Here is a 25,006-nt window from a genome sequence, read left to right on the forward strand (position 1 = left end):
CCATTCAGGACGGCCAGCTGGTACTGCTTGGATTCAGTCACGGTATTTCCTTTTCTATATATCCAGGTCTCGTTGACGGACCGGAGGTTACGGGATAACTGCCATGAGTTCGGCGGCGTCGGCGGAAACGACGTTCGCCCGCGGGTACAGCCTCAGGGCCTCGATCGGAACCAAGAGCATGAGGTCGCCGTGCAATGCGTTGTTTTTGCTGTCCACTGCCAGCGTCCGCGCGCCGTAGCGCAGCTCGTATTCGTAACGGGAGCCGACATAGGAAGTGGTGAGGATTTCCACCGGCAAGCCCACGTTCCCGGAAGGGATCGAATCCGCCACCGGTGCCAGCGTGGCCTTTTCGGGGCGGAAGGCCACGGTGACCGGGTCGCCGTCGTTCATCCGGTCTGCCAATACTGCGGTGACAGTTTCCCCCGTGTCTTCGAGCCGGACGATCGCCCGGTCGCCGATGGTTGAGGTGATGACGCCGTCGAGGAAGTTGGAGCGGCCGATGAAGGCGGCGACTTCCGCGGTGGCGGGGCGTTCGTAGATTTCCTCAGGCGGAGCCACCTGGAGCATGTTGCCGCCGGACATCACCGCGATACGGTCGCTCATGGCCAGGGCTTCTTCCTGGTCGTGGGTGACGTACACGGTGGTGATGCCCAGTTCGGACTGCAGGCGTTTGAGCCACACACGGGCCTGTTCGCGGAGTTTGGCATCCAGGTTGGAAAGCGGTTCATCCAGGAGCAGGACCTTGGGTGAGTAGACCAGCGCCCGGGCGAGGGCCACGCGCTGCTGCTGGCCACCGGAGAGCTGGTGCGGGTAACGGTGGGACAGGTGGGCCAGGCCCACCTTGTCCAGGGCGTCATGGATCAGGGTTTTCTGCTCGGCCTTGGGGACCTTGCGGATGTTCAGCGGCATGGCCAGGTTCTCGGCCAGGGTCATGTGCGGCCAGAGCGCGTAGGACTGGAACACCATACCCAGGTTGCGTTCTTCCGGGGGTACGAACTTGTTGGAGGAGTCATCGACCAGGACGGTGCTTCCGACGGCGATGGAGCCCGAGGTGGGCTGTTCCAGGCCGGCGAGGCAGGACAGCGTGGTGGACTTCCCACAGCCGGAGGGGCCCAGGAGGGTGAAGAACTCCCCGTCCTTGATGGTGAAGCTGACCTCGTGGAGGACGGTGTTGCCTCCGAAGTCTTTGCGGAGATTCTTGACTACGACGTCAGGCATCTTTCTTACCTTTCATGAGCAGGCCGGCGATGCCGACGAAGGCTGCGGTGATTGCGATCTGGATGGTGGCCAGGGCGGCCACCGATCCGGTGTTGCCCTGGACCCAGAGCTCGAGCATGGTGGTGCCGATGATGTTCGTGTCGGCCGATCCGAGGAAGATCGCCGGGGAGTATTCCTTCATCATGACCACGAAGGTCAGGACCATGGCGGCGACAAACGCCGGGGTGAGGAGCTTGGCCAGGACGCGCAGGAACATCCGCATCCAGTCCGCGCCGTTGACGCGGGCCGCGTTATCCAACTCCTCGCCGATCTGCATCACAGCCGGTGAGATGGAACCGAAAGCGCTCGGCAGGGCCCGGAGGCCGAAGCCGATGATGATGGCCCAGATGGTGCCCTGGACCAGGGACCCCATATTGAACGGCAGGAACGAGAACGCCCAGAACAGGCCGATGCCGATGATCAGGCCGGGCATGGCCTGCGGGGCCAGGGCCAGGTACTCGATGACCTTGCGGTAGCGGAAGGTGGACCGCTTGGACACCACGACGGCGACGACGGCCAGCACACTGACCAGGACGGCGCCGACGCTGGCCACGATGAGGCTGTTGCGGATCGAGGCGAGGTAGACCGGGAATTCGATGATGCGCTGGTAGTTACCCATGGTCAGGGACAGGAGCGGGTTCTGCAGCGGGGTGAAGACCTTGGTGAAGGAGCGCATCACCAGCCCGAGGATCGGGACCAGGGCGCCGATGACCACGTAGACAGTGATGAAGGCTACCGAGAGCCATTTGATCCAGCCCAGGTCCAGCAGGCGCGGCCGGGTGGCCTTGCCGCGGACCGAGACGAAGCGCTTGGCGTCCTTGAGGAGCTTGGCCTGGACGGCGACGAGCAGGATCGTGACCAGCAGGATGATGACCGACGCGGCACCCAGGATCCCGTAGTCGGGATCGATGGACTGCAGGCCGTTCTTATAGAGGAACGTCGCGAAGACCGTGATTCCTACCGGCTGCCCATACAGCAGCGGAATGGACAGTGTTTCGATGGACATGCTGAAGACCAGCACGGAGCTGTACACCATGGGCGGGCGAAGCATCGGGATGATGACGGACCAGAGGATCCGGAACGGTCCGGCTCCGACAGTCTGGGCCGCGCCTTCGAGGGAGGCGTCCGAGTTGCGCAGCGCATTGGAGCAGAAAACGTACGCAATCGGTGCCAGTGCCACGGCCTCCGTGATGGCCATGCCGGGGATGGTGTAAAGATCCCAGGGCAGGAAGCCCAGAATCCGCTTGACCTGAACGCTGGCGAAGCCTGCCGGGCCGTACATGGTGATCCAGCCGAAGCCCAGGATGAGAGAGGAGATGAAGAACGGCCACTGCATGGCCGCGCCGAAGAACCGGCGGCCGGGAATGTTGGTCCGCACGACCACGATGGCCATGGGCACAGCGATCAGCAGGGTCAGCACGGTGGTCATCACGGCGAACATCAGCGTGTTCAGCGCCACCGACCCGAACCCGGCCTCGGTGAAGAGCCTGGTGAAGTTTTCCGTGGTGAACAGACCGCCCTCCTCGTAGAGAGGACGGTCCATCACCGACTGGTACAGCGTGGGGACCACAGGTGCAAGGACCAGGAGCGCCAGAATGATGATGGTTGCCCAGAAAAGCAGCTGGCTGCGGTCGACGCCCAGTATTCTGCGGTACTTGGGTGCCGGGAAATCAGTTCGCGACGGGGTTTCCGCCGGAGCGGAGGCGACCTCGGGGAGTGTTTTCATGATTTTTGTTCCAGATCCTTGCACCGCGGGCTACTTGAGGAGGCTCTGCCAGCGGTCAGTGAATGCCTTCACCTTGTCCGCGGGAACCGATTCGTAGGGGGCCATGATGACGTTGTCTTCGCCGACCTTGGACACGACATCCTGGTAGGTCAGAGCGAACTGAACCGACTTCACGCCCTCACGGTAGGAAGACAGGCCACCTTCGAGTACGGCCTGCTGGCCTTCCTGGGAGATCACGAAGTCCTGGAACAGCTTGGCCGTGGCCGGGTGCGGTGCATCGGCGGAGATGCCGAGGCCGCGGGGGATGACGACCGTGCCATCGGTCGGCAGGGCAATGTCAAAGAGTCCGTTGCTGTTCTTCACCACCGGGAACGCCGGAGCTGCCGTGACCAGGACACCCGCCTTGTACTCGCCGGCGAGGACCTTTTCGGAGAGCGTGCCCGAGGACGTCTCGGGACGTGAGGCCGAAAGGATGGTCGCGATGGAGTCCCAGGATTTCGGCTTTGCCTCGGTCAGGTTGTAGAACATCGTGAACCCGAAGGCACCGGTAGTGTCCCGGACGCCGATCATGTTGGTGAAGTCAGCAGGCTTGGCCTTGATCTGCGCGGCCAGGCCCTCCAGGCTTTCGGGCTTTTCTTCCAGCAGCGTCGTGTTGAAAGCGATGGTCTGCGGATCCGCGGACATGGCCACTACGCCCGGAAGCAGGGACGCGAATTTCGGCAGCTTGGCCAGTTCCGGCGAGGTGTAGTCGGCCAGCATTCCCTTGCGGGCGGCGAAGTCGGCCCAGGCGCCGGCGGCGTTGGAGACGAAGACATCGGCGCTGGAGGCGTTGGTGGCCTTCTCGCTCAGGGCCTTCTGGAACACCTCGTCGCTGTCCAGGTTGTTGGCTGAAATCTTCGTGACAAACGGGTACTTCTTTTTGAAGTCACGCAGAATCGGATCCCAGTTTTCCTGGTCTGTGTTGGAGTAGATGGTCAGCTCGCCGCCCTCTTTTTCGGCGGCGGTGACCAGGTCCTTGTAATCAGCCGGGTAATAGTCGGGATACTCCCCCACGGCGATGGAATTCTCCGGTGCGGGCGTCTGCGCTGCGCCGGTGTCACCGCCACATGCGGTCAGACCCATCAGGGCTGCGATTGCTGCCGCGCCGGCGGTCATAACCATCCGGCGGCGAGGCCCGGATGGCGGGGCCGTCTTGAATTCAGTCATTGCTTCTCTCCCTTGAGGCTGCACGGCTGGTCTTGGTTGTCTTCCGTGACTGTGGTCAGCCAGTGAGGCTGCTCACACAATCATGACGCTAAGTGGTCGACCAGTCAACCACTATGCGGCAGAAATCTTGCGCATTTTTGCCTCAAGTTTTTCTGCCGCCCCATCAGGATGCCCTTAAGTGGTCGGCCAGTCAACCACTTTTTGACTAATCTCCTAGATCTGCTTCTCCTGGGTTTGTCTGGGCAGCAAAAAAGCGGGGAAGCACTCATGCTTCCCCGCTCATTGGGATAACTTATTCGCTGGATTTCAGCGTGGCCATAAGCCTGCCGCTGGCTGCATCCATGTGTTCTGCCATTGACCCGGAAGCCTTGTCGGCGTCCCCGGCCAGTATTGCCTCGTAGACGGGGGTGTGTTCTCCGTGGGAGCCGGTAAAGGACGTCTCCGCATCCATAACGCGATGGATCCAGACCCTGAGGAGCGCTGCGATGTTCTTCAGCATGTTGGCAAGGACGGTGTTCCCGGAGGCGTCAGCGACTGCAAGGTGGAAATCGACATCGGCGGTGACAAACTCCTCCGTTGTTTCGGCTACGCCCATGGCATCCAGGGCCTTCTTGATGCGCTTAAGGTCGGCGTCAGTCCTGCGCGTAGCAGCGAGTCCTGCGGTCACCCGTTCGATGTGCTGGCGGGCTTCTACAAGGTCCGAAGTACGGCGCTCACCAAGCATCAGCCCCCATTCGATCACCCGGGGCAGCAGTTCGGAGTTGGCATTGCGCAGGAACGTTCCGCCGCCGTGGCGGAACTCTACAAGCCCCAGTAATCCCAGTGACTTGATTCCCTCCCGGACCACCGAGCGTCCCACGCCGAAGGATTCGCTGAGCTGACGCTCCGAAGGAAGCTTCTCACCCGGAGCGACCTGGCCGGAAAAAATATAGTCCAGCAATGCCTTGGCAACCTCAGAGGACGCCGGCTCGGCATGGACGACGCTCACGGGCTTTAGCCCCGTCACCGACGGCGCAGCCCGCTTGCGGCGGGTAGCCCGCGGGGCAGGTTCGGCAATGGCTGGGTCAGCGCTCAACGAGAACTCCATCCGGGTCGCAGTACACCATGGCGCCCGGTCTGATGGTGACACCATCGAGAGTCAGTTCAACGTCGGTCTCGCCGGCGCCGGTCTTGGTACTTTTTCTAGGGTTGCTCCCCAATGCTTTCACGCCCAGCGGGAGGCCGGAAATCGCCTCGCGATCCCGGATGGCTCCATTGATGATCACTCCGGACCAGCCATTGGAAACGGCAATCTCCGCGATCATGTCCCCCATCAGGGCCCGGGAGAGCGACCCGCCCCCGTCAACAACCAGGATGGCACCCTCGCCAGGGGTGGAAACCACCGACTTGAGCAAAGCGTTATCTTCGAAACACCGGACAGTCCTGGCCTGGCCGCTGAAGTGCGTCCTGCCGCCGAGCGACTCGAACTGGATGGCGATGGACTGAATGTCCTCGCCGCGCTCATCGTAAAGATCAGCTGTGTTGACGGATTCGGCTGTCATGAATAATCCCCTTCGACTCTTACCGCCATGCTACTCTGCTATCACTAAAGTGGTCGACCACCTAAGCCGACTTTTTCCACTTTTCTTATCCTGGTCTCCACCGCAACAGCGACGGTCGACCCACTCGTTCGAAAGGAACACCATGGAACTTCACCAGGTCATCGCCGACTTCCGTGTCGAAGGCACGAACGAGCTCGAGGAAAAGCTGGAGTCAGCCGTCGGGACAGCCCGGGATCAGGCCCTCATGGGTTGCCACAACCGTGGAGTACTCGTCACCCGGCACGATTTCGACCATTATTCTGTCTCGCTGTCCCCGCAGATTCCTTTTGGACTGACCCGGGAACAGGACAACGCCAGCCGGAACTGAACCCCACCGCGCCGTTCATTCCAAGATCAGGACGATTTCCATGGAAACAACCCGCCTAGCAGGCGACGCTGCGATTGACCGCTTCAGGGCCCCCCAGCACGTGGAGGATTGGACGCTGCTCGACGGACGTGACATCGAGATCTGCGAACAGGGACAGGTTACTGACCGAGGACGTGTGGACGCCATTACCAAGGACGGAACCATCCTGTGGCTGGCTCAGGACGGTGCTCGTCCTCGCCGTCTAATCGAGCAGATTCCCGGAAGATCTGTCACTGACGTGACTGCGGATTGACTCAACCGGCTCATCAACTGCCGAGAAGGCTGCACCTTTCACAGCATTGGCTCGTCTAAATTTGCCCTCATCAAAGATGTGAACGCAGTGTCTCGCAGCTCTCCCGAGAAACGCTGACGCAGTCAGGACCTGAATCGCACGGTAATGAGACATCACGCGGCCTCGGATAGTGGCTGAACTGGTCCGGCAGACCGGCCCAGCGGACGACTGACATTGGCCAACTCCTCCAGGCCGAACAGCGCAGGCCTGGGCAAGCGGCCACCGCTGCACCCGCTCCCCCATCGCCTCGGAAATCGCCAGCGTCAAAGCTGTGGTGAGCGGGGCAGCAGAGCCCGCATCTTCCTTGGACAGGATGCAGATGTCTCCTGGGAAGCGGCGAATGCGTGCGGGTTGAACTGCCGGCGGGCACCAGTGCTTACTGTTGCGCCGTCTGTCGGGCGCCTCAGCGCACGGTCCGGTTCCCCTTGGCAACCGAGAAAGCTTGGACAAAGAGGGACCGGTATCCGCACTCCTCGGGTACAACGTGCGAGCCATCCCGCCCCTGCCGAGGGTTATGGCCGGTGCGCGTGCAAAGTCGATTTCGAACCATTCGTGGCCCTTCTGAACGATGCTGCAGGACGGGCCCTGCTCAATTTTTGCGAACACGGCCCCTTGTTTTACTCGACTCATCAGGTCCAGAAAACCTGCTCAGGCGGAGACCGTCCGGTTAGAGCACACCCCAACCTGACGTCAGGTCCCACCTCAAACACCGTCAGAATAGGGTCCAAAAGGCGTTTCTGTACTCACGTGGTGAAGACTCTAAGATTCCAAACTGACAGCAGGTCGAGGAATACAGCCCCGCTGTCCCCTGGCCGCTGGTTTAGACCATGCTTCGGCGTTTGTGCCGTTAGCACTTCACCGCGGCGCTGCTGAAGATCGCTGAATCTGCTGCCCGCCCGTCACGCAGGCTGGCCTGGCACTCAGCCGCGCGTCCGGTGACGTCGCCATGAACGGCAGAAGTAATTGCCTCCACAACAGCGATTTGGCCGGTTGTGTCAGGGACGCCGGGAAACTGCACCTGCGGGGCCTCAGCTGCGGCCACCGGCGAATCTTGCGTGGCCCGCATGCGAAGAATCGCGATGGCGGAAATAAGGCACCAGGCAACGTTAGTGGCCACTGAAGGCCACGCTTCGTGGACCGCACCGTTGATGATGAAGGCGCATGCACCGACGAGGTTGGCCACCTGGAAGCGCTTGCCGGCCTTCAGCCACCCCATCGAGACAGACAGGTATGCCGAAAGGATCAGAACTGCCCCTGACCAACCTGCAATTTCCCACAGCAGTTCCATGATGTCCTTTCAAGGTGACGCCCGGGGCGGAGAGTTTCGGCGGGCTATAAGTGTGTTTTGGAAGGCCCGGATGTCTCCGTGTGCCTGTGCTTTAACAGCAATTATGAGGACGAAACACCTTTAGAGCAATTGCATTCCACTGAAGACATAGTTTAGAACTACTTAACATGGATATCGATCCGCGCCGGCTGCGCGTACTTCTTGCCATAGCCCGTACGGGCGGGGTGCTTGCCGCGGCTGATGAACTGGAAATTAGCCCGTCAGCCGTCTCGCAGCAGCTGACCAAATTGGAGGATGAGACGGGTCACGCCTTGGTGGTGCGCACACCCAAAGGCTCAGTTTTGACACCTGCAGGTCTGGCAATAGCGGAGGCCGGCGAGGAGATTGAACGTGCACTCAGCGTTGCCCGCGCCCGCATCGAAGGCGGGGCCACCGTTGCAGGCGTCGTGAGCGTCGGCGGATTCACCAGCTTTATTCGGACCGTGGTGATCCCGCGCCTGCCCGAGTGGCGCACCCAGTACCCGCAGTTGCAGATCCGGATTGTCGAGGACGACTTCCCCGCGCTGATGCGGCTGCTCCGCCAGCGCCAGCTCGACGCCGTGGTGGTCGAGCTCGATTCGACGACGGCCGAGCAGCGTTCGCTCTCCGCCGGAATGACCGAAGAACCGCTGCTGGACGAGCCGTGGAAGCTGGCTGTTCCCTCGGGTTCGCTGCTCACCACCGAGAACATCGACCTGGCCCGGCTGCCACTTCCGTGGCTCGGCGTCGAGCCCACAGCCGCCAACGCTTCGGTGCTCGGCCGGCTCTGCCAGTCAACGGGCGCCCAGATGGAGACTGCGCACCATTACCAGGAAACGCTGACCGCCCTCGCACTCGTCGCCGCGGGCGAGGGTATTGCGATCGTGCCCACCTTGGCACTAAGCGGCGTCAACCACGACGGAGTGGACGTCCTGGACGTCCCCGGACTCGGAACCCGGCGCATCGTCCTGCGCCGGTTCGACAGGCGGCGGTCGGCCAGCATGCCCGTGGACACCGTCGCACGCCTGCTGCGGGAATCGGCGGCGGCGTTCGACACACGGTCGGCTTCCTGAACGGCCGCGTGCCGGTGGGCGGACGACGGCGGGACATCCCGCCGTCGTCCGCTCACCACTGGTGCGGCAAGAGTCAGTTCTTGACGACCTCCAGCTCAACGACGGCCCAGGCCAGCGCCGGCAGCGTCAACCGGAGTTCGGAGCCGCTTGCCTTCGCGCCTTCCAGCGGCTTAAGCCCCACCTGGTCCTGACTGCTTTGGGTATTGGCTGTGAAACGGTCCCCGCCTTCCGGAATTTCCAGGACCTCGGCACGGACCACCCGGCGGGCGTCGAAGCCGCGCAGTGCGACCTCGACGTCGGCGGCTTCCTCCAGGCCGCGGTTCGCGAAGAACAGCGCCATGCGGCCCGTTTCCTCGTTCCACGTTGCGCTGACGTCCACCAGGTCCGTACCGCCGAAGCGGGCGTTCTCGTACTTGTCCGAATCCACGGACAACCGCAGGATCTGGCCCTTGGCCAGCTCTGCCATGCGGGCGAACGGGTGGAAGATGGTCTGCTTCCAGGCAGGCCCGTTCTCCTCCGAAAGGATCGGCGCAATCACGTTGACCAGCTGCGCCTGGTTGGCGATTTTGACGCGGTCGCCGTGGCGGAGCAGGGAGTTCAGCAGGGTTCCCACCACAACGGCGTCCGTCACGTTGTACTTGTCCTCGATGACCCGGGGGTGCTCGCGCCAGCCCGCCTTGGCGACGTTGTGCGGCTGGTCCTCGGTGTCCAGGCCGCGCTGGTACCAGACGTTCCACTCGTCGAAGGAGAGGTTGATGTGCTTTTTGTGTTTGCCCTTGGCACGCACGGCGTCAGCGGTGGCGATCACGGACTCGATGAAGTAGTCGGTGTCGACGGCGGAAGCGAGGAAGCTGCCGACGTCGCCCTCGTGCTCCTGGTAGTAGGCGTGGAGGGAGACGTAGTCCACCTCGTCATAGGTGTGCGTCAGGACCGTCTGCTCCCAGTCGCCGAACGTCGGCATGGCGGAACTGGAACTTCCGCAGGCCACCAGTTCGATGTCCGGGTCCACAAAGCGCATGGCCTTGGCGGCTTCCTGGGCCAGGCGGCCGTATTCCTCAGCAGTCTTGTGGCCGATCTGCCACGGCCCGTCCATCTCATTGCCCAGGCACCAGAGCTTGATGTCGAACGGATCCTTGTGGCCGTTCTTGGCGCGGAGATCTGACCAGTACGTGCCGCCGGGGTAGTTGGCGTATTCCACGATCTCGCGGGCCGCGTCCACTCCCCTGGTGCCCAGGTTGATGGCTTCCATGATTTCCGTGCCGGCCTGGCGGGACCAGTCCACGAATTCGTGCAGGCCGAACGCGTTGGTCTCCACAGTATGCCAGGCGCCGTCCAGCCGGCGGGGACGGTTCTCCCGCGGGCCGATGCCGTCTTCCCAGTTGTAGCCGGAGACGAAGTTGCCGCCGGGGTACCGGATGACGGTGGCACCGAGCTCCTTGACGAGCTTGAGCACGTCCTGGCGGAAGCCGTTCTCATCAGCTTCCGGGTGGCCCGGCTCGTAGATGCCGGTGTAGACGCAGCGGCCCATGTGCTCCACAAAGGAGCCAAACAGGCGGCGGGGGACTTCGCCAATGGTGAAGTCGCGGTCGAGGGTGATCCGTGCGCGGGACATGTGCGGTATCTCCTTGGTTGTGGTTCAGGTCTTTTGGTGAGTGGTAGATAAGGTGCCGGTTCAGGTACCGGCGAGTCCCGTCGTCGCGACGCCCTTAATGATCTGGCGCTGGAAGAACAGGAAGACAAGGATCAGGGGCAGCGCCGCGAGGAGCGCGGAAGCCATGTTCTGCGCGTACTGGATGCCGTACGCGCTCTTGATGGTCTGCAGCCCCACCGGAAGGGTGAGGAGCGCGCCGTCGTTCGTGGCAATGAACGGCCACAGGAAGTTGTTCCAGGCCCCGATGAACACAAAGATCGCGACGGCGGCCAGGATGGGCCGGGACAACGGCAGGATGATCTGGGTGAAGATCCGCAGGCGGCTGGCACCGTCCATCACGGCGGCTTCTTCAAGTTCGCGGGGAATCTGGTCAAAGAACTTCTTCAGCACAAACACCATGGCCGGGTGGATGACCTGCGGCAGGATGATGGCCCACGATGTATCGATCAGGTGCAGCGCCAGCATTTGATAGAAGAGCGGGATGATGAGGACCGGCGGCGGAATGATGATCGAGGCAATGATCACCGTCATCAGTACCTTCTTGCCCCTGAAGTCGATCCGGGACAGGGCGTAGGCCACCAGCGCCGAGATCACCAGCGTGATCGCCGTGATGGCCGCCGAGGTGTACAGCGAGTTCCAGGTCCAGAGCGGGATATTGCCGTCCTGGAACACCTTGACGAACGCTTCGGCGGTAAAGCCCGACGGCGGCAGCCAGCTGACCTTCGGCGCAGCGGCGTCCGTCTCGGTCTTGAAAGCGGTGGCCGTGGCCCAGGCGAAGGGAATCAGCCACAGCACGGCGATGAATGCTGCAACGACGATCGCGGCGATCCTGCCTGCGGTCATCCTCTTGCGGGGCTGGCGGATCTTGAGGCTTTTGGCGGTGCTGGAGCTGGGAGCGGGACGCGCGAGGGTAGGGGTTGCCATGGTTATGCACTCCTGCGGCGGGTGATGACGAACTGCATGACCGAAACCGCCACGATCAGTCCGAAGAAGATGTAGGAGATGGCTGCGGAGTACCCCAGCCGGTAGCCGGTGAAGCCGGTTTCAAAGATGTACTGCACCACTGGGCGGGTTGATCCTCCGGGGCCGCCGGCGGTCATCTGGTACACCTGATCGAAGATCTTCAGGGATGCGAGGATCTGGAGGAGCACGATCATCACCGTGGTGGGGGTCAGTTGCGGCAGGGTAATCGAGAAGAACTGCCGCCAGGCTCCGGCGCCGTCCAGGGACGCTGCTTCGTAGTGCTGTGCAGGGATGTTCTGCATCGCGGCCAGGTAGAGGAGGAAGTTGAACCCCACGGTCCACCACAGCGTGGCGATGACGATCGCCCACATGGCCACGTTGGGGTCGTTGAGCCAGGCGACTTCGGGGAGGCCGATCGTGGAGAGGAAGTCATTGAACAGGCCAAGCTGGGGGTTGTACATCCAGGTGAAGAACAGCGAGACCACGGTGGAGGCCAGCAGGTACGGGGCAAAGTAGGAAAGCCGCCACAGCCACTGGGCAGGCAGCCCGACGTTCAGCAGGGCCGCCATCACCAGGGCCACGAGGACAAGTGGGACGGTGCTGATGACGGTGAAGTAGAGCGTGTTTCCCAGGGAGCGCCACATATCAGCGTCGGCCAGGGCCTCGGCGTAGTTCGCAAAGCCGATCAGGCTGTCATTGGCACCGGTCAGGGACTTGCCCGTCAGGCTCATGTAGAAACCGTAGAGAATGGGCCATACCAGGAAGACAAGGAAAAAGACCAGGAACGGGGTGGCGAATCCCCAGCCACTCAGGTTGCTCCTGGTACGGCTTTGTGAGGGGCGGCGCGTTTGTTGGAGTTGGGTCGCTGTGGCGATGTCCGGCTGACCGGTGGCGCGCCGGGACGCTAGTGAAGAACTCATGAAGGACTCCTTTGTCGCTCGGTGCCGTCAGACCGGGTTGGGCCGGGATAGCAGGGTGTTGGTGCGGTGCTCAAAGGCGTCCCAACCTGCGGCAGCCTTATCGCGGCCCAGGAGCACGTTCTGCACGTTCTCCGCAAAGTAGGTCTGCCAGTCCGAGCCCGAACCGCTGAACCAGGCTTCGGGATCGTAGGCGATGATGTCCGCTGCGTTGGCGTAGTGGATCTGCGGTGTGAGGTCGCGGTAGGCCTGCGACTGGACCACGGGCTGGTAGGCCGGGATGTGCCCGGCTTCCGCCCAGGAGAGTGATCCTTTGAGGACGTCGCTCACGAACTTGTAGACGTCCCGCCGTTTCGCGTCATCCACATTCAGCTGCCGCGGCAGGACGAACGAGTGCGAGTCTGCGTAGGACGCCGGCGTTCCGTAAAGCGTGGGAATGGTGGCGGCGTCCACCGGAAGTCCGGCGTTCTTGAGCGTGGGCAGTTCCCACACCCCGCTGAACAGCATTCCGGAGCCGCCGCGGGCGAACTCCGCGATGCCCGTGCCGATGTCGCCGGCCTTGGCAGCGATGGTGCCATCAAAGAGCGACGCCATGAATTCCAAGGACTCAATCGCGGCGTCGCGGTCCACTTTCATCGGCTGGCCCGGGATCAGTTCCATGTCCGCGCCATGCTGCTTGTAGAGCGTGTAGAAGAGCCGCCACATCTGGGAGCCACTGCCGAGGTAACCGAAGGATAAACCGTGGGCCTGGGTGACCTTCTGCATTTCCCTTGCAATGGCCATGAACTCCTGCGGAGAAGCTACTTCCTGCAGTTGTCCGTTGCCGGCGAGGACGCCGGCTTTGCTGGCGATGTCCGTGTTGTAGAACATGACGAACGGGTGGGAATCCAGGGCGATGGAGAACACCTTGCCGTTCTGCTGGCTCTTCTCCCAGATGCGTGGCGCAAAATTTTCACCGCTGACGCCGTGCTCGGCCAACAGGTCCAGGTCCCACGGGTCAATGAGCCCGCCGGGGGCGTATCCGGGAACCCGGCTGGCATGCATGATCGCCACTTCCGGTGGCCGCCCGCCGGCCGATGCCATGGCCAGTTTGGTGTAGTACGGCGGGCCCCAGGCCAGGACCGTGGGGTGCACCTTGAAGCCGGAGTTGGCCTGGTTGGCGTTGTTGATCATTGCCTGCATCTTGATGCCGTCACCACCGGACAGCAGGTGCCAGAACCCAATGTCCCGCATGGCAGAGGCTTGGGCTTTTCCGCCGCAGCCTGTCAGGCCGCCTGCTAGCAGGACACCGCCTAAGGCTGCCGATCCTGTCAGTAACTGCCTTCGGGACAACTGCTTCCCGAAAAATTCAAACTGCTTCACCCGTCACTCCTTTGGATGGGTCCGCTGAAAGGTCACTTCTTTTTGCTCAAAACTCCGGTTCCGGCGCGTTCCGTTCCCGGGCCGATGCCTTCAGGGGGTGACGCACGCCTCACATTACATCGATGTAATAGACGGGGCAAGAGAAAATTGTTAGCGCGCACAATTGGTGGGCCGCTCTCGTTTCAGATGCGGCTGCTGTCCCGCTCCACAATGGTGTAGTCCAGGGAAACCACCCGTTGCTCATGCCCCCTGTCCGCCATCCGCTCCGTGAGCAGACGCAGGGCTTCGCTGGCAATGGCACGCTTGTCGAAGGAGACCGTGGTCAACGACGGAACCGCGTGGCGGCCGTCGGCGATGTCATCAAAGCCCGCCACGGCAATGTCCTCCGGGATGCGCAGGCCCCTCTTCCACAGCACGCTCAGGGCGCCGATGGCCATGGAATCCGTGAAGCAGAACAGGGCCTCGGGCAGCGGATGGGAGTCCAGGTAGGCAGAGAGCGCATCGGCAGCAGTCTGTGGAGTCCACTCTTCGCAGGGAATCAGCAGCGACTCATCCCGTTCGATGCCAAGGATCTCCAACGCCTCTTCATAGCCCTGGGTTCTCTGTATCGCCGCAGCCGATCCCCTGCCTTGCGTGGTTCCCAAGACGGCGATCCTTCGGCGCCCGGGCTGCGCCAGGGCGAGAGTCATGTCGCGGGCGGCAGCGGCGCTATCCACAAAGACGCGGTCAGCGAGTTTTTGCGTGACCTCGCCGAGCAAGACCACTGGCGGAAGGGCAACGCCCACCTGGACGGCACTCTCGTCCAGCACCACGGGGTTGAGGATCAGGCCGTCAATCAGGTTGGAGCGGGCGCGGACCATGAGTTGCTGCTCGCGCTGGGGATCGGAGCCGGTTTCCTCGATCTGCACGATCCAGCCCTGTTCATGCGCCACGTCCACAATGTGGTGGGCAATTTCTGCCGAGTACGGCGTGCCAAGATCAGGCAAGGCCAGCGCAATGACACCGGACCTCCCATTGCGCAGTCCGCGGGCGGAGAGGTTGGGCACATAATCCAGCTCGAGAATGGCCTGCTCCACCTTGGTCCTGGTGGCGCCACTAACTGGAATGATTCCGTTCATGACGTTCGAGACAGTCTTGGGTGAAACGCCGGCACGACGGGCCACATCCTTGACCGTTGCGCGCACTGCTCCCCTTTCAAAGCCTCTTGGGCCAAAGCCGGCGGCCAGTGAATGCCGCTTCGGATGACCTGCTGACGATGTTACCGCCCTCCTCGGCGAGAGGCGGCGGAAGCGTCTTGACAGGGAAATTGTTAGCGCTCACAGTTGGATGGAGCGAAACTACCTTCACCCGAAAGCCGAGCACATGAAGAACTGGGCACGAAATCTCAACTACTCATCAGCGGACGTCTTGCGCCCGGAGTCGGTGGCTGAACTCGCCCAGGTGGTGGCGCGCTCCAGCAGGGTCAAGGCCCTGGGATCGCGGCATTCTTTCAACCGCATTGGGGACACAGCCGGCGTGCATGTGCTGCTGGACGCATTGCCGCAGCACATTGAACTGGATTCCGAACAGCGCACGGTCCACGTCAGCGGCGGCGTGAGCTACGGTGCCCTGTGCCGCACGCTGCAGCGGTCCGGCATGGCCATCCATAACCTGGCGTCGCTGCCCCACATTTCCGTGGCAGGGGCAGTCCAGACGGGCACCCATGGCTCCGGTGTGGGCAACCCTTCCCTCGCGGGAGCGGTGGAGGGCATTGATCTGGTCCGGCCCTCCGGCGAGCAGGCATCGTTGTCCCGCGCGGATGGCGAGGAGTTCCTGGGCAGTGTGGTTGGCCTGGGCGCTCTGGGTATTGTCACCGGCCTCCGGCTTGCCGTCCGGCCAAGCTTCAGGATGCGTCAGCGTGTGTTGGAAAACCTGCCGTGGGAACGGGCGCTGGCGGATTTCACGCAGCTTGTGTCCAGCGCCTACAGCGTGAGTCTTTTCACGGATTACGTGGGCGATAACATCAGCCAGGTCTGGCTCAAGGCGCTGGACTCGGAGCCTCCCCTCGGGGAATTGTTCGGTGCCTCGTCAGCCATCCGCCCGCGGCACCCGCTGCTGGGGATGTCGGCCGAGAACTGCACAGTCCAGATGGATGAGCCCGGGCAATGGCTGGACCGGCTGCCGCACTTCCGGCACGAGTTCACGCCCAGCAAGGGTGAGGAACTGCAAAGCGAATTCATCCTGCCGCTGGATCAGGCACCTGCCGCACTCGAGGCAGTGCGGAGCTTCGCGGACAAGCTTGCACCGCTGCTGTTTATCTCGGAAATACGGACCGGCGCCGCGGACGAGTTCTGGCTCAGCCCCTTCTACCGGCAGCAGAGCGTTGCCCTGCACTTCACTTGGAAGCCCTTGCAGCCGGAGGTGGAAGCCATCCTTCCGCAGCTCGAAGACCTGCTTCGGCAGTTCGGGGCCAGGCCGCACTGGGGCAAGCTCTTCACGCCCGGCGGTCACGACTGGGAGTCCCTCTACCCCCGCTTTGCGGACTTCCGCTCGCTGGCATCCGCCCACGATCCGGAGGGGAAATTCCGCAACGGGCTGCTGGACAGCATCCTCGGGGTCCCCGCGGTGAGCACACGCTAAGGGGCCTCCTGAGTCGACGGATGTCGACAGCGTCAGCGCCAGAAGGCGCTGACGCTGCCCGGCACTTCTAGAGCTGCCCGGTGGGGCCGCTGTCCTTGACTTCACCGCGCCAGGCGCCGGTTTCGGTGCCGCGCGATTCAACGAAGTCCTTGAACTTCCGCATGTCGGCCTTGACCTGCATCTCGTCAATCTTCAGTGCCGCGCCTGCCTTCTCCGTGACGGTTTCCGGCGCCCATTCGAAATGGACCCTGACCTTCGTGTGATTGGCGTCCAGCGGCGTAAACCTGATGATGCCGGCATGGGACTTGCCGTCGGTGCTGCGCCAGGCGATCCGGTCGTCAGGCTCCTGGTCAACTATCTCAGTATCGAATTCCCGCTGAACGCCACCCACCTTGGTGACCCAGTGGTTGGTGGTGTCAGTCAGCTGGGTTACTGATTCCACACCGGACATGAACTGCGGAAAGGATTCGAACTGGGTCCACTGGTTGTACGCGGTCCGCACCGGAACGGCGACTTCAACGGTCTCTTCAACGTGTTCCATCTGCTTCCTCCTTATGACGGACGGCCGCAACAGCGGACCGGCAGAGCTTGCCATCCTGCCAGTCAGGCAGCCGCCACCTCTGCACCATAAGTCCGGCGGCTACCCGTGTCCAGACCTTCGGAATCCCCAGGACGACGACGGCGGCAGGCACCCGCCGTCGAACAACCCGATGACATTGATCACCACAGTCGTAGGCTACTGAGTAGGCCGGACGCTTAGTGATCGGCCTCGGGCCCGAAGGGAACAACGAGTGGACAGTACTGCTGGTTACTGGTTCTTGAGTGGCAGTGAGCGGGGGAACGTAGCCACCGACGTGCACGCAGATGGTGCCGGATCGTCGTCGTGGTCGGAGGGCAACCTCGTGCGGCCCCTGATTCACGGTGCCACCTACTTCGCCCGACTGCATGAGGAGCTGTCGGTTCTTAATGCGGGAGACCGTGTGTGGTTCACCGACTGGCGTGGCGATGGCGACGAAAAGCTTACGGCGGACGGGCCGACAGTCGGCGAGTTGCTGGCGCGGCTGGCCCGAGTCGGAGTGGAAGTGCGCGGCCTGGTCTGGCGGTCCCACGGAGAGCGGGTGTCGGCCCCTATGAGCAACCTGTCCAACGAGCACCTCAGCCGCCAGGTCAACGACGCCGGCGGCGAGGTGCTGCTGGATCAGCGGGTGCGCCTCTTCGGCTGCCATCACCAGAAATTGTTCGTCATCCGCCGCCGTGACGACCCTTCGCGGGACGTCGCGTTCGTTGGCGGGATCGACCTTTCCCACAGCCGCCGGGACAACGCCGATCACGGGGGAGACCCGCAGGCGGTAGCCATGGATTCCCGGTTCGGGAAACAACCTCCGTGGCACGATGCCGCCCTCGAACTCCGTGGCCCGGTTGTGGCAGATGTGCTGGAGTTGTTCGCGGAAAGGTGGAATGACCCCCATCCGCTGGACCGGCGGACGCCTTACCGGATGCTGCTGCAACGTCTGGCGGATATGCCCCGCCACCCGGAACCCCTGCCGGAGACTGCGCCGCCACCGCCACCGGCCGGCCCGCACGCTGTGCAGCTGCTGCGCACCTACGGTGTGAAGCATCCGCCGTTCCCGTTCGCACCTGGTGGGGAGCGGAGCGTTGCCCGGGCCTACACGAAAGCTTTCGCCCTGGCCCGAACGTTGATTTATATCGAAGACCAGTACCTGTGGTCGGCAGAGGTCGCAGCCGGAATCGCCGCTGCCCTCGAGCAGAACCCCGGGCTGAACGTGATCGCCGTGGTGCCACGCTACCCGGACTCCGACGGTCCGCTCGCAGGGCCACCCAAGCGGCTCGGGCAACTGCGCGCCATCGAGAGGATAAGCCGCGTTGCACCCGGCAGGTTCGGCGTGTTCAATCTGGAAAACAGAGCCGGAACGCCGATCTATGTCCATGCCAAGATCTGCATCATCGACGACACCTGGTTCACGTGCGGATCGGACAACTTCAACCGCCGGTCCTGGACCACGGACAGCGAGCTTACCTGCGCCGTAATCGACACCACCGCCAGTCAAGGTGAAGCGACCGGCGCAGACACCGATCCCGGCGCTTCCCGTCCGCTGGCCCACAAGCTCCGGCTCCAACTTTGGGCCGAACACCTGGGCCTGGACCAGAACGACCCCCAGCTCCACGCCCCGGCGGCCGGGCTCAAACTTTGGAATGCCGCCGCCGACGCCCTGGACCTTTGGCACACAACCGGCCGCCGCCCGCCCCGCCCCAACGGACATGCGCGCCACCACACGACAGAACCGGTGACGTCCCTTCAGCGGCTCTGGGCGGCTCCGGCAAACCGCCTTCTAGTGGACCCGGACGGCCGCCCTCGGAAGATGCGTGGCACTACCCAGTTCTAGGCAAACACGTCCAAGACCTGTCCGATCCCGAACTCTCCCACGGCGCACATTCGCGGGTTGTCGTCGGAATTGTTCAGCATGACCGTGGACAGGATAAGAGCCCAGCCCCGGGCCCTCAGGAACTAGCCAGCCAAAGGCTTTCCGGTCGCCATTGGCGATCTTTGTGCTGCTCGGGCTAGGCAGCGCTGCTCGTCTTGGCGCCTGCCGAGCTCGGCAAAACTAGCTGCCGCCTCCCGAAACAGGGCGATGGCTTGATCATCCTGACCCTCTGCACGGCGCAGGACGGCTCGTGCTTCCCAGAGGGCGGCGTGCCATGGTCCGCCGGGCCACATGCCTGCGAGCTGCTCGGCGTTGGCGAGCCGGCGGCGGGCTGCGTCCAGCTTCCCGGCCAGTGCGTACTGCGTCGCTGCGGCGACGTGATAACCCATCGAGCACGGCGGACAGACGCTCCTCCCGGCCAGAGCGGCGTCGGCTCGCTCAATGATGCGGACCGCTTGCGCCGGGGATCTGGCTGCCTCAGCGAGCACCCCGTATAGCCGAACAACGAGATGCGGCTCGAGCCACGTGGACGCAGCGGCAGCCAGAGCGCGACTGGCTGCCCGGGCGGCCTCCTCGGGCCGATCCTGCGCGAGGTCAACCTCAGCCAGTCGTTGCAGCGTTAAGGTCTCGCCGGCCGGTGCCCCGGCCCGCCGGTGCAGCTCGAGGGCGGACTGGAGCAGACTGCGCGCGTCGCCGAGCTCACCGGAGAAGAGTGCCGCCTCCCCCAGCAACAGGTCGACAATGGCCAGGCCACGCACCGAGCCTGCTCGTTCGGCGATCGTGCGCATACGCGCTATTCGCCGCGCAATTTCCCGGTGCCCGTCCGGCCCGCTCAGGCAGAACTCGGCGAGGCACAACTGTGCGTCAAGAATGTAGCCGGAGCGCGTGGAGTCGTGTTGGGTGAACTCCACGAACTCGGCCTCGAACACTTCGGGCCAACGGTCCTGCATATTCGCCGCGATCGCCAACACTGCGCTGGCCTCGCCGATCTCTCTGCCCAAGTCCGCTTCCATAGCCAGCTCGCGTGCACGCCGTGCGTTTGATGTGGCTTCGACGAGGTCGCCAATGTTGAGGGCGATGAGTGCTCGCGCCAACGTGACCCGAGTGCGATTCTCCGCGCGTCGGCTGTCCTGGGCGATGGCCTCCTCGTAGACCGCGACGGTCGCCGCCCCTGGGCCGACACCCAAGTCGGCACGCAACCGCCGACAGAGTCGTTCGAATTGGCGGATCGCGCCCTGGCGATCGCCCGCGTCGAGCGCACGAACCATGATCGCGCGGTGGGCTTCCTCGTCCGTTGGGTCGGTCTTGACCACGTCGTCCCACCGAGCCGCTGCCTTGAGCAAACGCAGGTACAGCGTGCGCAGCCGATCGCGGGGGTCCTCGGCCCACACCGCAAATCGATCATCGGGAAGCAGGTCGCCTCGATACAGGGCGAGCGCCTCGGCCACCCCTGCCGATGAGGCGAGCGCGGCGCGCCCGTCCGCTTCGAACCGCTCCGCATCAATGGAAACATCCGCGCCTGGCAGCAGCACCAGCAGGTCGCCGTGCGCCTGAACGGCGTCTGGCGAGCCGAGGGCGGCGCGCGCGAAATGCATTGCCTTGCGTAGGTTCGAAGCGGCAGCCTGAGCGCTGAGATCGGGCCAGAGCAGATCGGCGACGACGTCCCTATGCAGCCGGTGTCCTTCCGCGAGGGCGAGGATCTTAACGAGCCCGGCCGCCTTGGTCCGCTTCCACGCGTCGTCCTGAACCGTCCGGCCGTCAATCACGACACCGAACTCGCCCAGCATGACGACGGCGCACCTCTCCACGCCCTCATGGTAGCTGGGGGAACGGTCGGGAAACAGGGTCGCCTTACCGTCAGAACGCCTGTCCGTTGCTTCGCCGCGCGGGCGGTCCGGCTGACACTGTGGGCGGCCGGACCGCGGCCGGCGATCAGGTAATAAAGCAGATGGATTACACAGTCGCTACCCGATCGAAATCAGCGCCGCTCATGTGCTCGCACAGCGCCACGCAGGCATCAAAGTGGGTCATGAACTCCGGGTTCTGCTTCCATGCGTCCCGGGACGCCTCGTCGGTCCACTCCGCGAACGAAACATAATGACCGGCAACACGTCGGTCACGAATGAGGTTCGCCACAAGGATCGACGGGTAGTTCGCCCGGGACCACTGAAGGAACTCCGTCCATCGGTCTACGAATTCCTGATCGTTGCCCTGCTTCACCTGCCAAGTTCCTGAGGCATAGTGGTCTGCCATTGCTCTCACCTCCTTTCCGATTTCTCGCTTAACGGTAGGTCGCGACCGTTCCCCGCGCGTTCCTCGGTTGGCGTTGGCAGCACTTCTTACGAGCAAGGCAGTAGGCGCTCTGTCCGGCCTTGGTTAAGGCCTGGTCGGTGGGTACGATCCAGAGCTCTCCGGTGGAGCCGTGACGGGGCCGGGTGACGGGCGAGGGAATGACGCCTGCTGTTGCGGGCGTCATCTTGGATTTAGTGAATACCTGTCGTCACACAACGCGACGGCCTCCGGATCCGGATATGCAACGCCCTACTCTTGACTGGTGACTTTGACTAAGATCCGCACCGCCGCCGCGAGCTCCCTCGCCGCCGCCGGTCTCCTGATTGCACTCGCCGCCTGTTCCTCGCCGGCCCCTACCCAGCCCCCCACCTCTGCCCCGGCCACGACGGCAGCGGCGTCATCCAGCGCTTCCGAACCCTGCGCCGGCGTGAAGGTCATCGTCGATTCCGGTTCCCTGAAGCAGGCTGCCGCTGACACCTCCGTGTGCGTGCCCGCGGACGCGGCGACTCCCGCTTCCAAGGTGCTCGACGAGGCAAAGGTTAAAACCGTAGGCACCACCCAATACCCCACCGAACTGGTGTGCCGTGTGAACGGTGTGCCCGCCGCGGACCTGGACATCAAGCACAAGGGCGGCACGTACCGGGAAGAATGCAAGGGCATGCCCGCAGCCTTCGCCTACTGGGCGCTCTGGGTGAAGCCGGCTTCCGGCGACTGGGCCTACGCTCAGGAAGGCCTCGCCACCCTGAAGGTCAGCCCGGGCGAGAGCCTCGAGCTGCTTTACACGGTGGACGGCGCACCGGCCGCACCCGCGGCATGACCTTTCGGCGCGCGCCGCTACGAGCAGCGGCGGCTCTCGCTGTCGTCTTCGTCGCGGCGCGGGTCATCTACCGCGTCCTCTTCAACGGGGCGGGCCTCGGCGGCCCGCTTCTGCTCGACCTGCCGGCGGTTCGGCTGCCTGCCCCGTACGCCCATGTGGTCTTCCTTGGTCCGGTCACGGGACAAGGCCTGTGGGAGGCGGTCCTGTCCGCCCTGCCGATTGCCGGGATGTTCCTCGCTTTCGGCCTGCTCAACGCCTGGGTGGATGTTGCGCGCGGCTTCGTGCACCTGGCCCGCCGCGGCCCCATGCAGGGCTTGGCCCGGACGCTTGTGGTGGCGTGGGCGGCGCTTCCGGCACTTGCCGACGCCGTGACCTCCGTACGCCTGGCGTTCCGGTTGCGGGGCGAACGCTTCGGACCCCGCGCCCTGGTGCCCGTGCTCGAGCGCACTCTTGAACACGCGAGCCGGGTTGCCGCGGCCCTGGAGCTGCGCGGCTTCGGGAGCCGTGCAGCACACCGCTCTGACCGCGACGAAGCACCGCTCCTCGTCCGGGACGCACAATTCCGCATTGGCGACGCCCAGGTGCGCGTCGCCGGCTTCACGCCGTCCAGCGGGTCCATTACGGTCATGACCGGGCCCACGGGCTCCGGCAAGTCCACCATCCTGCGGGGTATCGCCGGCCTCCTCTCACACGTTGACGGTGGAGAAATTTCCGGCACCGTGCGCATCGCCGGAGCGGACCGTGCCACCACGCCGCCGCGCGATACCGCCCGCCACATCGGCGTCGTATTGCAGAATCCCCGCGCCGCCTTTGCCAGCACCCGGGTCCGGGACGAAATCTCCCTTGCCCTTGAGCTGCGCGGCATGGCATCCGCTGCCGCCAAGGCCCGCGTGCTCGAGGTCGCTGAGCGCATCGGAATCTCGGCGCTGCTGGACCGGAATATCAGCACCCTTTCGGCGGGTGAGGCAACACTCGTGGCCATCGCCGCCGCGGTGGTGGATCATCCGGCCCTGCTCCTGGTGGACGAACCCCTGGCCGACATTGATACCGCAGCCCGCGGACGCGTCATCGCGGTACTCCACGCCCTCGCCCGCGACGCCGGTGTCTGCGTCATCGTGGCGGAGCACCGGGCGGAAGCGCTCGTCCCTGTTGCCGATTCCTGGTGGACCATCGACGACGGCGCCCTGGTGCCGGGTGCCGCGCCCTCCGCTTTGGCCCCGGTGGAGGCCCGCCCGACGCCGGCACAGCCGGCCCACCTCGCCCCCGTCCTGACAGCCATAAACCTCGCGGTGCACCGCAAGGGTAAGCCGCTGGTGCACGATGCATCCCTGACCCTGCACCGCGGCGAAGTGGTGGCCCTGGTGGGACCGAACGGCGCCGGAAAGTCGTCCCTCCTGGTCGCTCTCGCCCTGGGTGAAGGAACGGTCGACGGCGGTACTGTCGACGGCGGCCGCGTCGCCCTCGTCCCGGACGCCTCGGACGACCTCTTCACCCGGGATACCGTGGCAGGAGAGCTGCGCGCGGCCGAGCGTCGCCAAGCCCGCCGAAAGAACGGCGGGCAGCCCGCAACCGGCTCCGCAGCGTCACGCCTGGCCCGTTTGCGGGGAGACGTCCGGATTCCCATCGGACACGAGCATCCCCGGGACCTCTCTGCAGGAGAACGCAGGATCCTGGCCATCACGCTGCAGACAATGGACGAGCCGCAGGTACTCCTGATCGATGAGCCCACCCGCGGACTCGATCCCACGGCGCGCACCGCAGTCGCGGCAGCGCTGCGGGCGGCAGCAGACGACGGCGCAGCGGTCCTCATCGCCACGCACGACCTCAATTTTGCCCACGGCCTCGGCGCCCGGATCCTCCCGATGCGTGACGGCGTCGCGCCCTCTTCCGAGCCAGAAGCCGCCCCGGCTGAAGCCACCGCTGCTGTCCCCACAGCAAAACCCTTCACAGCACCACGTGTCCCCGACCAAACAGAAGCCCAGGGCGCGGCAAGGCAGCGCCGCATCCGGATGCCGCGGGGCGTCGAGCTCGCAGTCCTCGCTGCGGCAAACCTCCTGGCCCTCGCAGCGTTCTGCTGGCCGCTTCTCGCCGCGGCCTTCCCGGAGGATGCCGCCGCGGCACTCCCATACGCGGCGCTGGCCATCGCGCCGCTCGCCGTCGTCGCCATCGTCGTGTGCCTCGACGGCTCGGTCAGCTCCGCACACACGGTGGCGTTGCTCGGCGTCCTGGCCGCCGTAGGTTCCGCGGTGCGGGTGGCGAGCACCGGCGTCGGGGGTGTGGAGGCGGTCTTTATCCTGCTGATCCTGGCCGGCCGGGCCTTCGGGGCCCGTTTCGGCATGCTCCTCGGCGCCGCCACCATCGCCCTCTCAAGCGCCCTGTGGGGTGGCATCGGGCCGTGGACACCGTTCCAGATCTTCGCCTGCGCGTGGGTGGGCGCGGGGGCCGGCCTGCTCCCCCGGCGCGTGTGGGGGAAGGCCGAACTGTGGATGCTGTGCGGCTACGGCATCGTTGCGTCCTACCTGTTCGGCCTGCTGACCAACCTGTGGTTCTGGCCCTTCGCGGTGGGCGCCGGCACCGGCATCTCCTACGTGCCCGGCGCGCCGCTGGGCACCAACCTCAGCAGCTTCCTGCTCTACTCGCTGGTGACGTCGACGGCGGGCTGGGACACCCTGCGCGCCATCACCACGATCGTCGGAATCGCCGTGGTGGGGCGGGCCATTCTGGCCGCACTCCGGCGGGTGAAGCCGGTCTCCAGCGTGGGCGGGCAAGCCGCACAGGCCCACTCCGAGCAAGCACGGGACCGGCTTCAGCTCACACCCTAAAGTGCGGGCCACCTGGACCACCGGTATTGCTCCCCGGCCGGGGCCAGGTCGGAGCCATGCGCCCAACACGGCCAGCGCACTAGCCCAGGTTGTTGCCCGCCGTTTCAGGCCCGCACAGCATTGCCCTGCAGGGCGTCAGACGTTGGCTTTCCGCTTGAACCAGCCCCATACGCCCGTGGCCACAAACAGGACCAGGCCGATGATTGCCAGCCACAGCAGTCCCTCCAACACAAAGCCGAGGATCGACAGGACAAGCCAGATAATAAGCAGTGTGATGATAATTCCCATAGGGGAAGCTTAAGCCTTGTCCCT

Annotated in this window: 22 protein-coding genes; 7 read left to right on the top strand and 15 right to left on the bottom strand. The window is 64.2% G+C overall.

What is annotated here, in order from left to right; translation table 11 throughout:
- Positions 1-87: 87 nt before the first annotated feature.
- The 5 genes from J2808_RS21965 to rraA all read right to left on the bottom strand — a co-directional run bounded on the left by J2808_RS21965 (position 88) and on the right by rraA (position 5,730).
- On the bottom strand, positions 88-1,218 hold the full coding sequence (locus J2808_RS21965; protein WP_309820941.1) for an ABC transporter ATP-binding protein: 1,131 nt from the start codon (positions 1,216-1,218) through the stop codon (positions 88-90).
- The gene (locus J2808_RS21970; RefSeq protein WP_309820943.1) at positions 1,211-2,983 is read right to left on the bottom strand and encodes an ABC transporter permease; all 1,773 of its coding nucleotides are present in this window, start codon (positions 2,981-2,983) and stop codon (positions 1,211-1,213) included. The genes J2808_RS21965 and J2808_RS21970 overlap by 8 nt, the downstream gene beginning before the upstream one ends.
- 30 nt (positions 2,984-3,013) lie before the next feature.
- The gene (locus tag J2808_RS21975) at positions 3,014-4,189 is read right to left on the bottom strand and encodes an ABC transporter substrate-binding protein (protein WP_309820945.1); all 1,176 of its coding nucleotides are present in this window, start codon (positions 4,187-4,189) and stop codon (positions 3,014-3,016) included.
- Positions 4,190-4,481: 292 nt separating this feature from the next.
- Positions 4,482-5,264 carry a FadR/GntR family transcriptional regulator gene (locus J2808_RS21980; protein ID WP_309820947.1) on the bottom strand — a complete coding sequence of 261 codons (783 nt, stop codon included), beginning with the start codon at positions 5,262-5,264 and terminating at the stop codon, positions 4,482-4,484.
- On the bottom strand, positions 5,254-5,730 hold the full coding sequence (gene rraA, locus J2808_RS21985; protein ID WP_309820948.1) for a ribonuclease E activity regulator RraA: 477 nt from the start codon (positions 5,728-5,730) through the stop codon (positions 5,254-5,256). Before rraA ends, J2808_RS21980 begins: the two co-directional genes overlap by 11 nt.
- 142 nt (positions 5,731-5,872) lie before the next feature.
- Here rraA and J2808_RS21990 point away from each other — a divergent pair, with 142 nt between their 5' ends.
- Both J2808_RS21990 and J2808_RS21995 read left to right on the top strand, forming a co-directional pair.
- Positions 5,873-6,097: a hypothetical protein gene (locus J2808_RS21990; RefSeq protein WP_309820950.1), complete on the top strand. Its 225-nt coding sequence runs from the start codon at positions 5,873-5,875 to the stop codon at positions 6,095-6,097.
- A gap of 40 nt (positions 6,098-6,137) precedes the next feature.
- Positions 6,138-6,389 carry a hypothetical protein gene (locus J2808_RS21995; protein WP_309820952.1) on the top strand — a complete coding sequence of 84 codons (252 nt, stop codon included), beginning with the start codon at positions 6,138-6,140 and terminating at the stop codon, positions 6,387-6,389.
- Between the two features lie 886 nt (positions 6,390-7,275).
- Here the strand turns inward: J2808_RS21995 and J2808_RS22000 are convergent.
- On the bottom strand, positions 7,276-7,716 hold the full coding sequence (locus J2808_RS22000) for a CBU_0592 family membrane protein (RefSeq protein ID WP_309820954.1): 441 nt from the start codon (positions 7,714-7,716) through the stop codon (positions 7,276-7,278).
- A gap of 167 nt (positions 7,717-7,883) precedes the next feature.
- On the opposite strand from J2808_RS22000, the gene J2808_RS22005 reads away from it, so the two are divergent.
- Entirely contained in the window at positions 7,884-8,807 is a 924-nt protein-coding gene (locus J2808_RS22005) for a LysR family transcriptional regulator (RefSeq protein WP_309820956.1), read from the top strand.
- A gap of 73 nt (positions 8,808-8,880) precedes the next feature.
- On the opposite strand, the gene arfA is transcribed toward J2808_RS22005, so the two are convergent.
- The 5 genes from arfA to J2808_RS22030 all read right to left on the bottom strand — a co-directional run bounded on the left by arfA (position 8,881) and on the right by J2808_RS22030 (position 14,884).
- On the bottom strand, positions 8,881-10,419 hold the full coding sequence (arfA, locus tag J2808_RS22010; RefSeq protein WP_309820958.1) for an arabinosylfuranosidase ArfA: 1,539 nt from the start codon (positions 10,417-10,419) through the stop codon (positions 8,881-8,883).
- A 60-nt stretch (positions 10,420-10,479) separates the two neighbouring features.
- A complete protein-coding gene (locus J2808_RS22015) occupies positions 10,480-11,382 on the bottom strand; it encodes a carbohydrate ABC transporter permease (RefSeq protein ID WP_309820960.1) in 903 nt (300 codons plus the stop codon).
- Positions 11,383-11,384: 2 nt separating this feature from the next.
- A complete protein-coding gene (locus J2808_RS22020; RefSeq protein ID WP_309820962.1) occupies positions 11,385-12,341 on the bottom strand; it encodes a carbohydrate ABC transporter permease in 957 nt (318 codons plus the stop codon).
- A 27-nt stretch (positions 12,342-12,368) separates the two neighbouring features.
- Positions 12,369-13,700, bottom strand: a complete 1,332-nt coding sequence (locus J2808_RS22025) for an extracellular solute-binding protein (protein WP_309820964.1) — start codon at positions 13,698-13,700, stop codon at positions 12,369-12,371.
- Positions 13,701-13,882: 182 nt separating this feature from the next.
- Complete coding sequence (locus J2808_RS22030; RefSeq protein ID WP_309820966.1) at positions 13,883-14,884, bottom strand: LacI family DNA-binding transcriptional regulator; 1,002 nt, start codon at positions 14,882-14,884, stop codon at positions 13,883-13,885.
- Positions 14,885-15,062: 178 nt separating this feature from the next.
- On the opposite strand from J2808_RS22030, the gene J2808_RS22035 reads away from it, so the two are divergent.
- A complete protein-coding gene (locus tag J2808_RS22035; RefSeq protein ID WP_309820968.1) occupies positions 15,063-16,319 on the top strand; it encodes a D-arabinono-1,4-lactone oxidase in 1,257 nt (418 codons plus the stop codon).
- A gap of 67 nt (positions 16,320-16,386) precedes the next feature.
- Here the strand turns inward: J2808_RS22035 and J2808_RS22040 are convergent, their stop codons facing one another.
- Positions 16,387-16,860, bottom strand: coding sequence for an SRPBCC family protein (locus J2808_RS22040; protein WP_309820970.1), 474 nt, complete (start codon positions 16,858-16,860; stop codon positions 16,387-16,389).
- A gap of 250 nt (positions 16,861-17,110) precedes the next feature.
- Between J2808_RS22040 and J2808_RS22045 the strand changes: the two genes are divergently transcribed.
- Positions 17,111-18,724 (top strand): phospholipase D family protein, encoded by a 1,614-nt coding sequence (locus J2808_RS22045; protein ID WP_309820972.1) that lies wholly within the window; start codon positions 17,111-17,113, stop codon positions 18,722-18,724.
- A gap of 122 nt (positions 18,725-18,846) precedes the next feature.
- Here J2808_RS22045 and J2808_RS22050 read toward each other — a convergent pair whose 3' ends face one another.
- Both J2808_RS22050 and J2808_RS22055 read right to left on the bottom strand, forming a co-directional pair.
- Entirely contained in the window at positions 18,847-20,550 is a 1,704-nt protein-coding gene (locus tag J2808_RS22050) for an AfsR/SARP family transcriptional regulator (protein ID WP_309820974.1), read from the bottom strand.
- A gap of 166 nt (positions 20,551-20,716) precedes the next feature.
- A complete protein-coding gene (locus J2808_RS22055) occupies positions 20,717-21,016 on the bottom strand; it encodes an antibiotic biosynthesis monooxygenase family protein (RefSeq protein WP_309820976.1) in 300 nt (99 codons plus the stop codon).
- A 301-nt stretch (positions 21,017-21,317) separates the two neighbouring features.
- On the opposite strand from J2808_RS22055, the gene J2808_RS22060 reads away from it, so the two are divergent.
- The gene (locus tag J2808_RS22060) at positions 21,318-21,872 is read left to right on the top strand and encodes a hypothetical protein (protein ID WP_309820978.1); all 555 of its coding nucleotides are present in this window, start codon (positions 21,318-21,320) and stop codon (positions 21,870-21,872) included.
- Positions 21,869-24,694, top strand: coding sequence for an ATP-binding cassette domain-containing protein (locus J2808_RS22065; RefSeq protein ID WP_309820980.1), 2,826 nt, complete (start codon positions 21,869-21,871; stop codon positions 24,692-24,694). Before J2808_RS22060 ends, J2808_RS22065 begins: the two co-directional genes overlap by 4 nt.
- A gap of 135 nt (positions 24,695-24,829) precedes the next feature.
- On the opposite strand, the gene J2808_RS22070 is transcribed toward J2808_RS22065, so the two are convergent.
- Positions 24,830-24,982: an LPXTG cell wall anchor domain-containing protein gene (locus J2808_RS22070; RefSeq protein ID WP_309820982.1), complete on the bottom strand. Its 153-nt coding sequence runs from the start codon at positions 24,980-24,982 to the stop codon at positions 24,830-24,832.
- Positions 24,983-25,006 lie beyond the last annotated feature (24 nt).

Source organism: Pseudarthrobacter sulfonivorans (assembly GCF_031454915.1).
Taxonomy (GTDB): domain Bacteria; phylum Actinomycetota; class Actinomycetes; order Actinomycetales; family Micrococcaceae; genus Arthrobacter; species Arthrobacter sulfonivorans_C.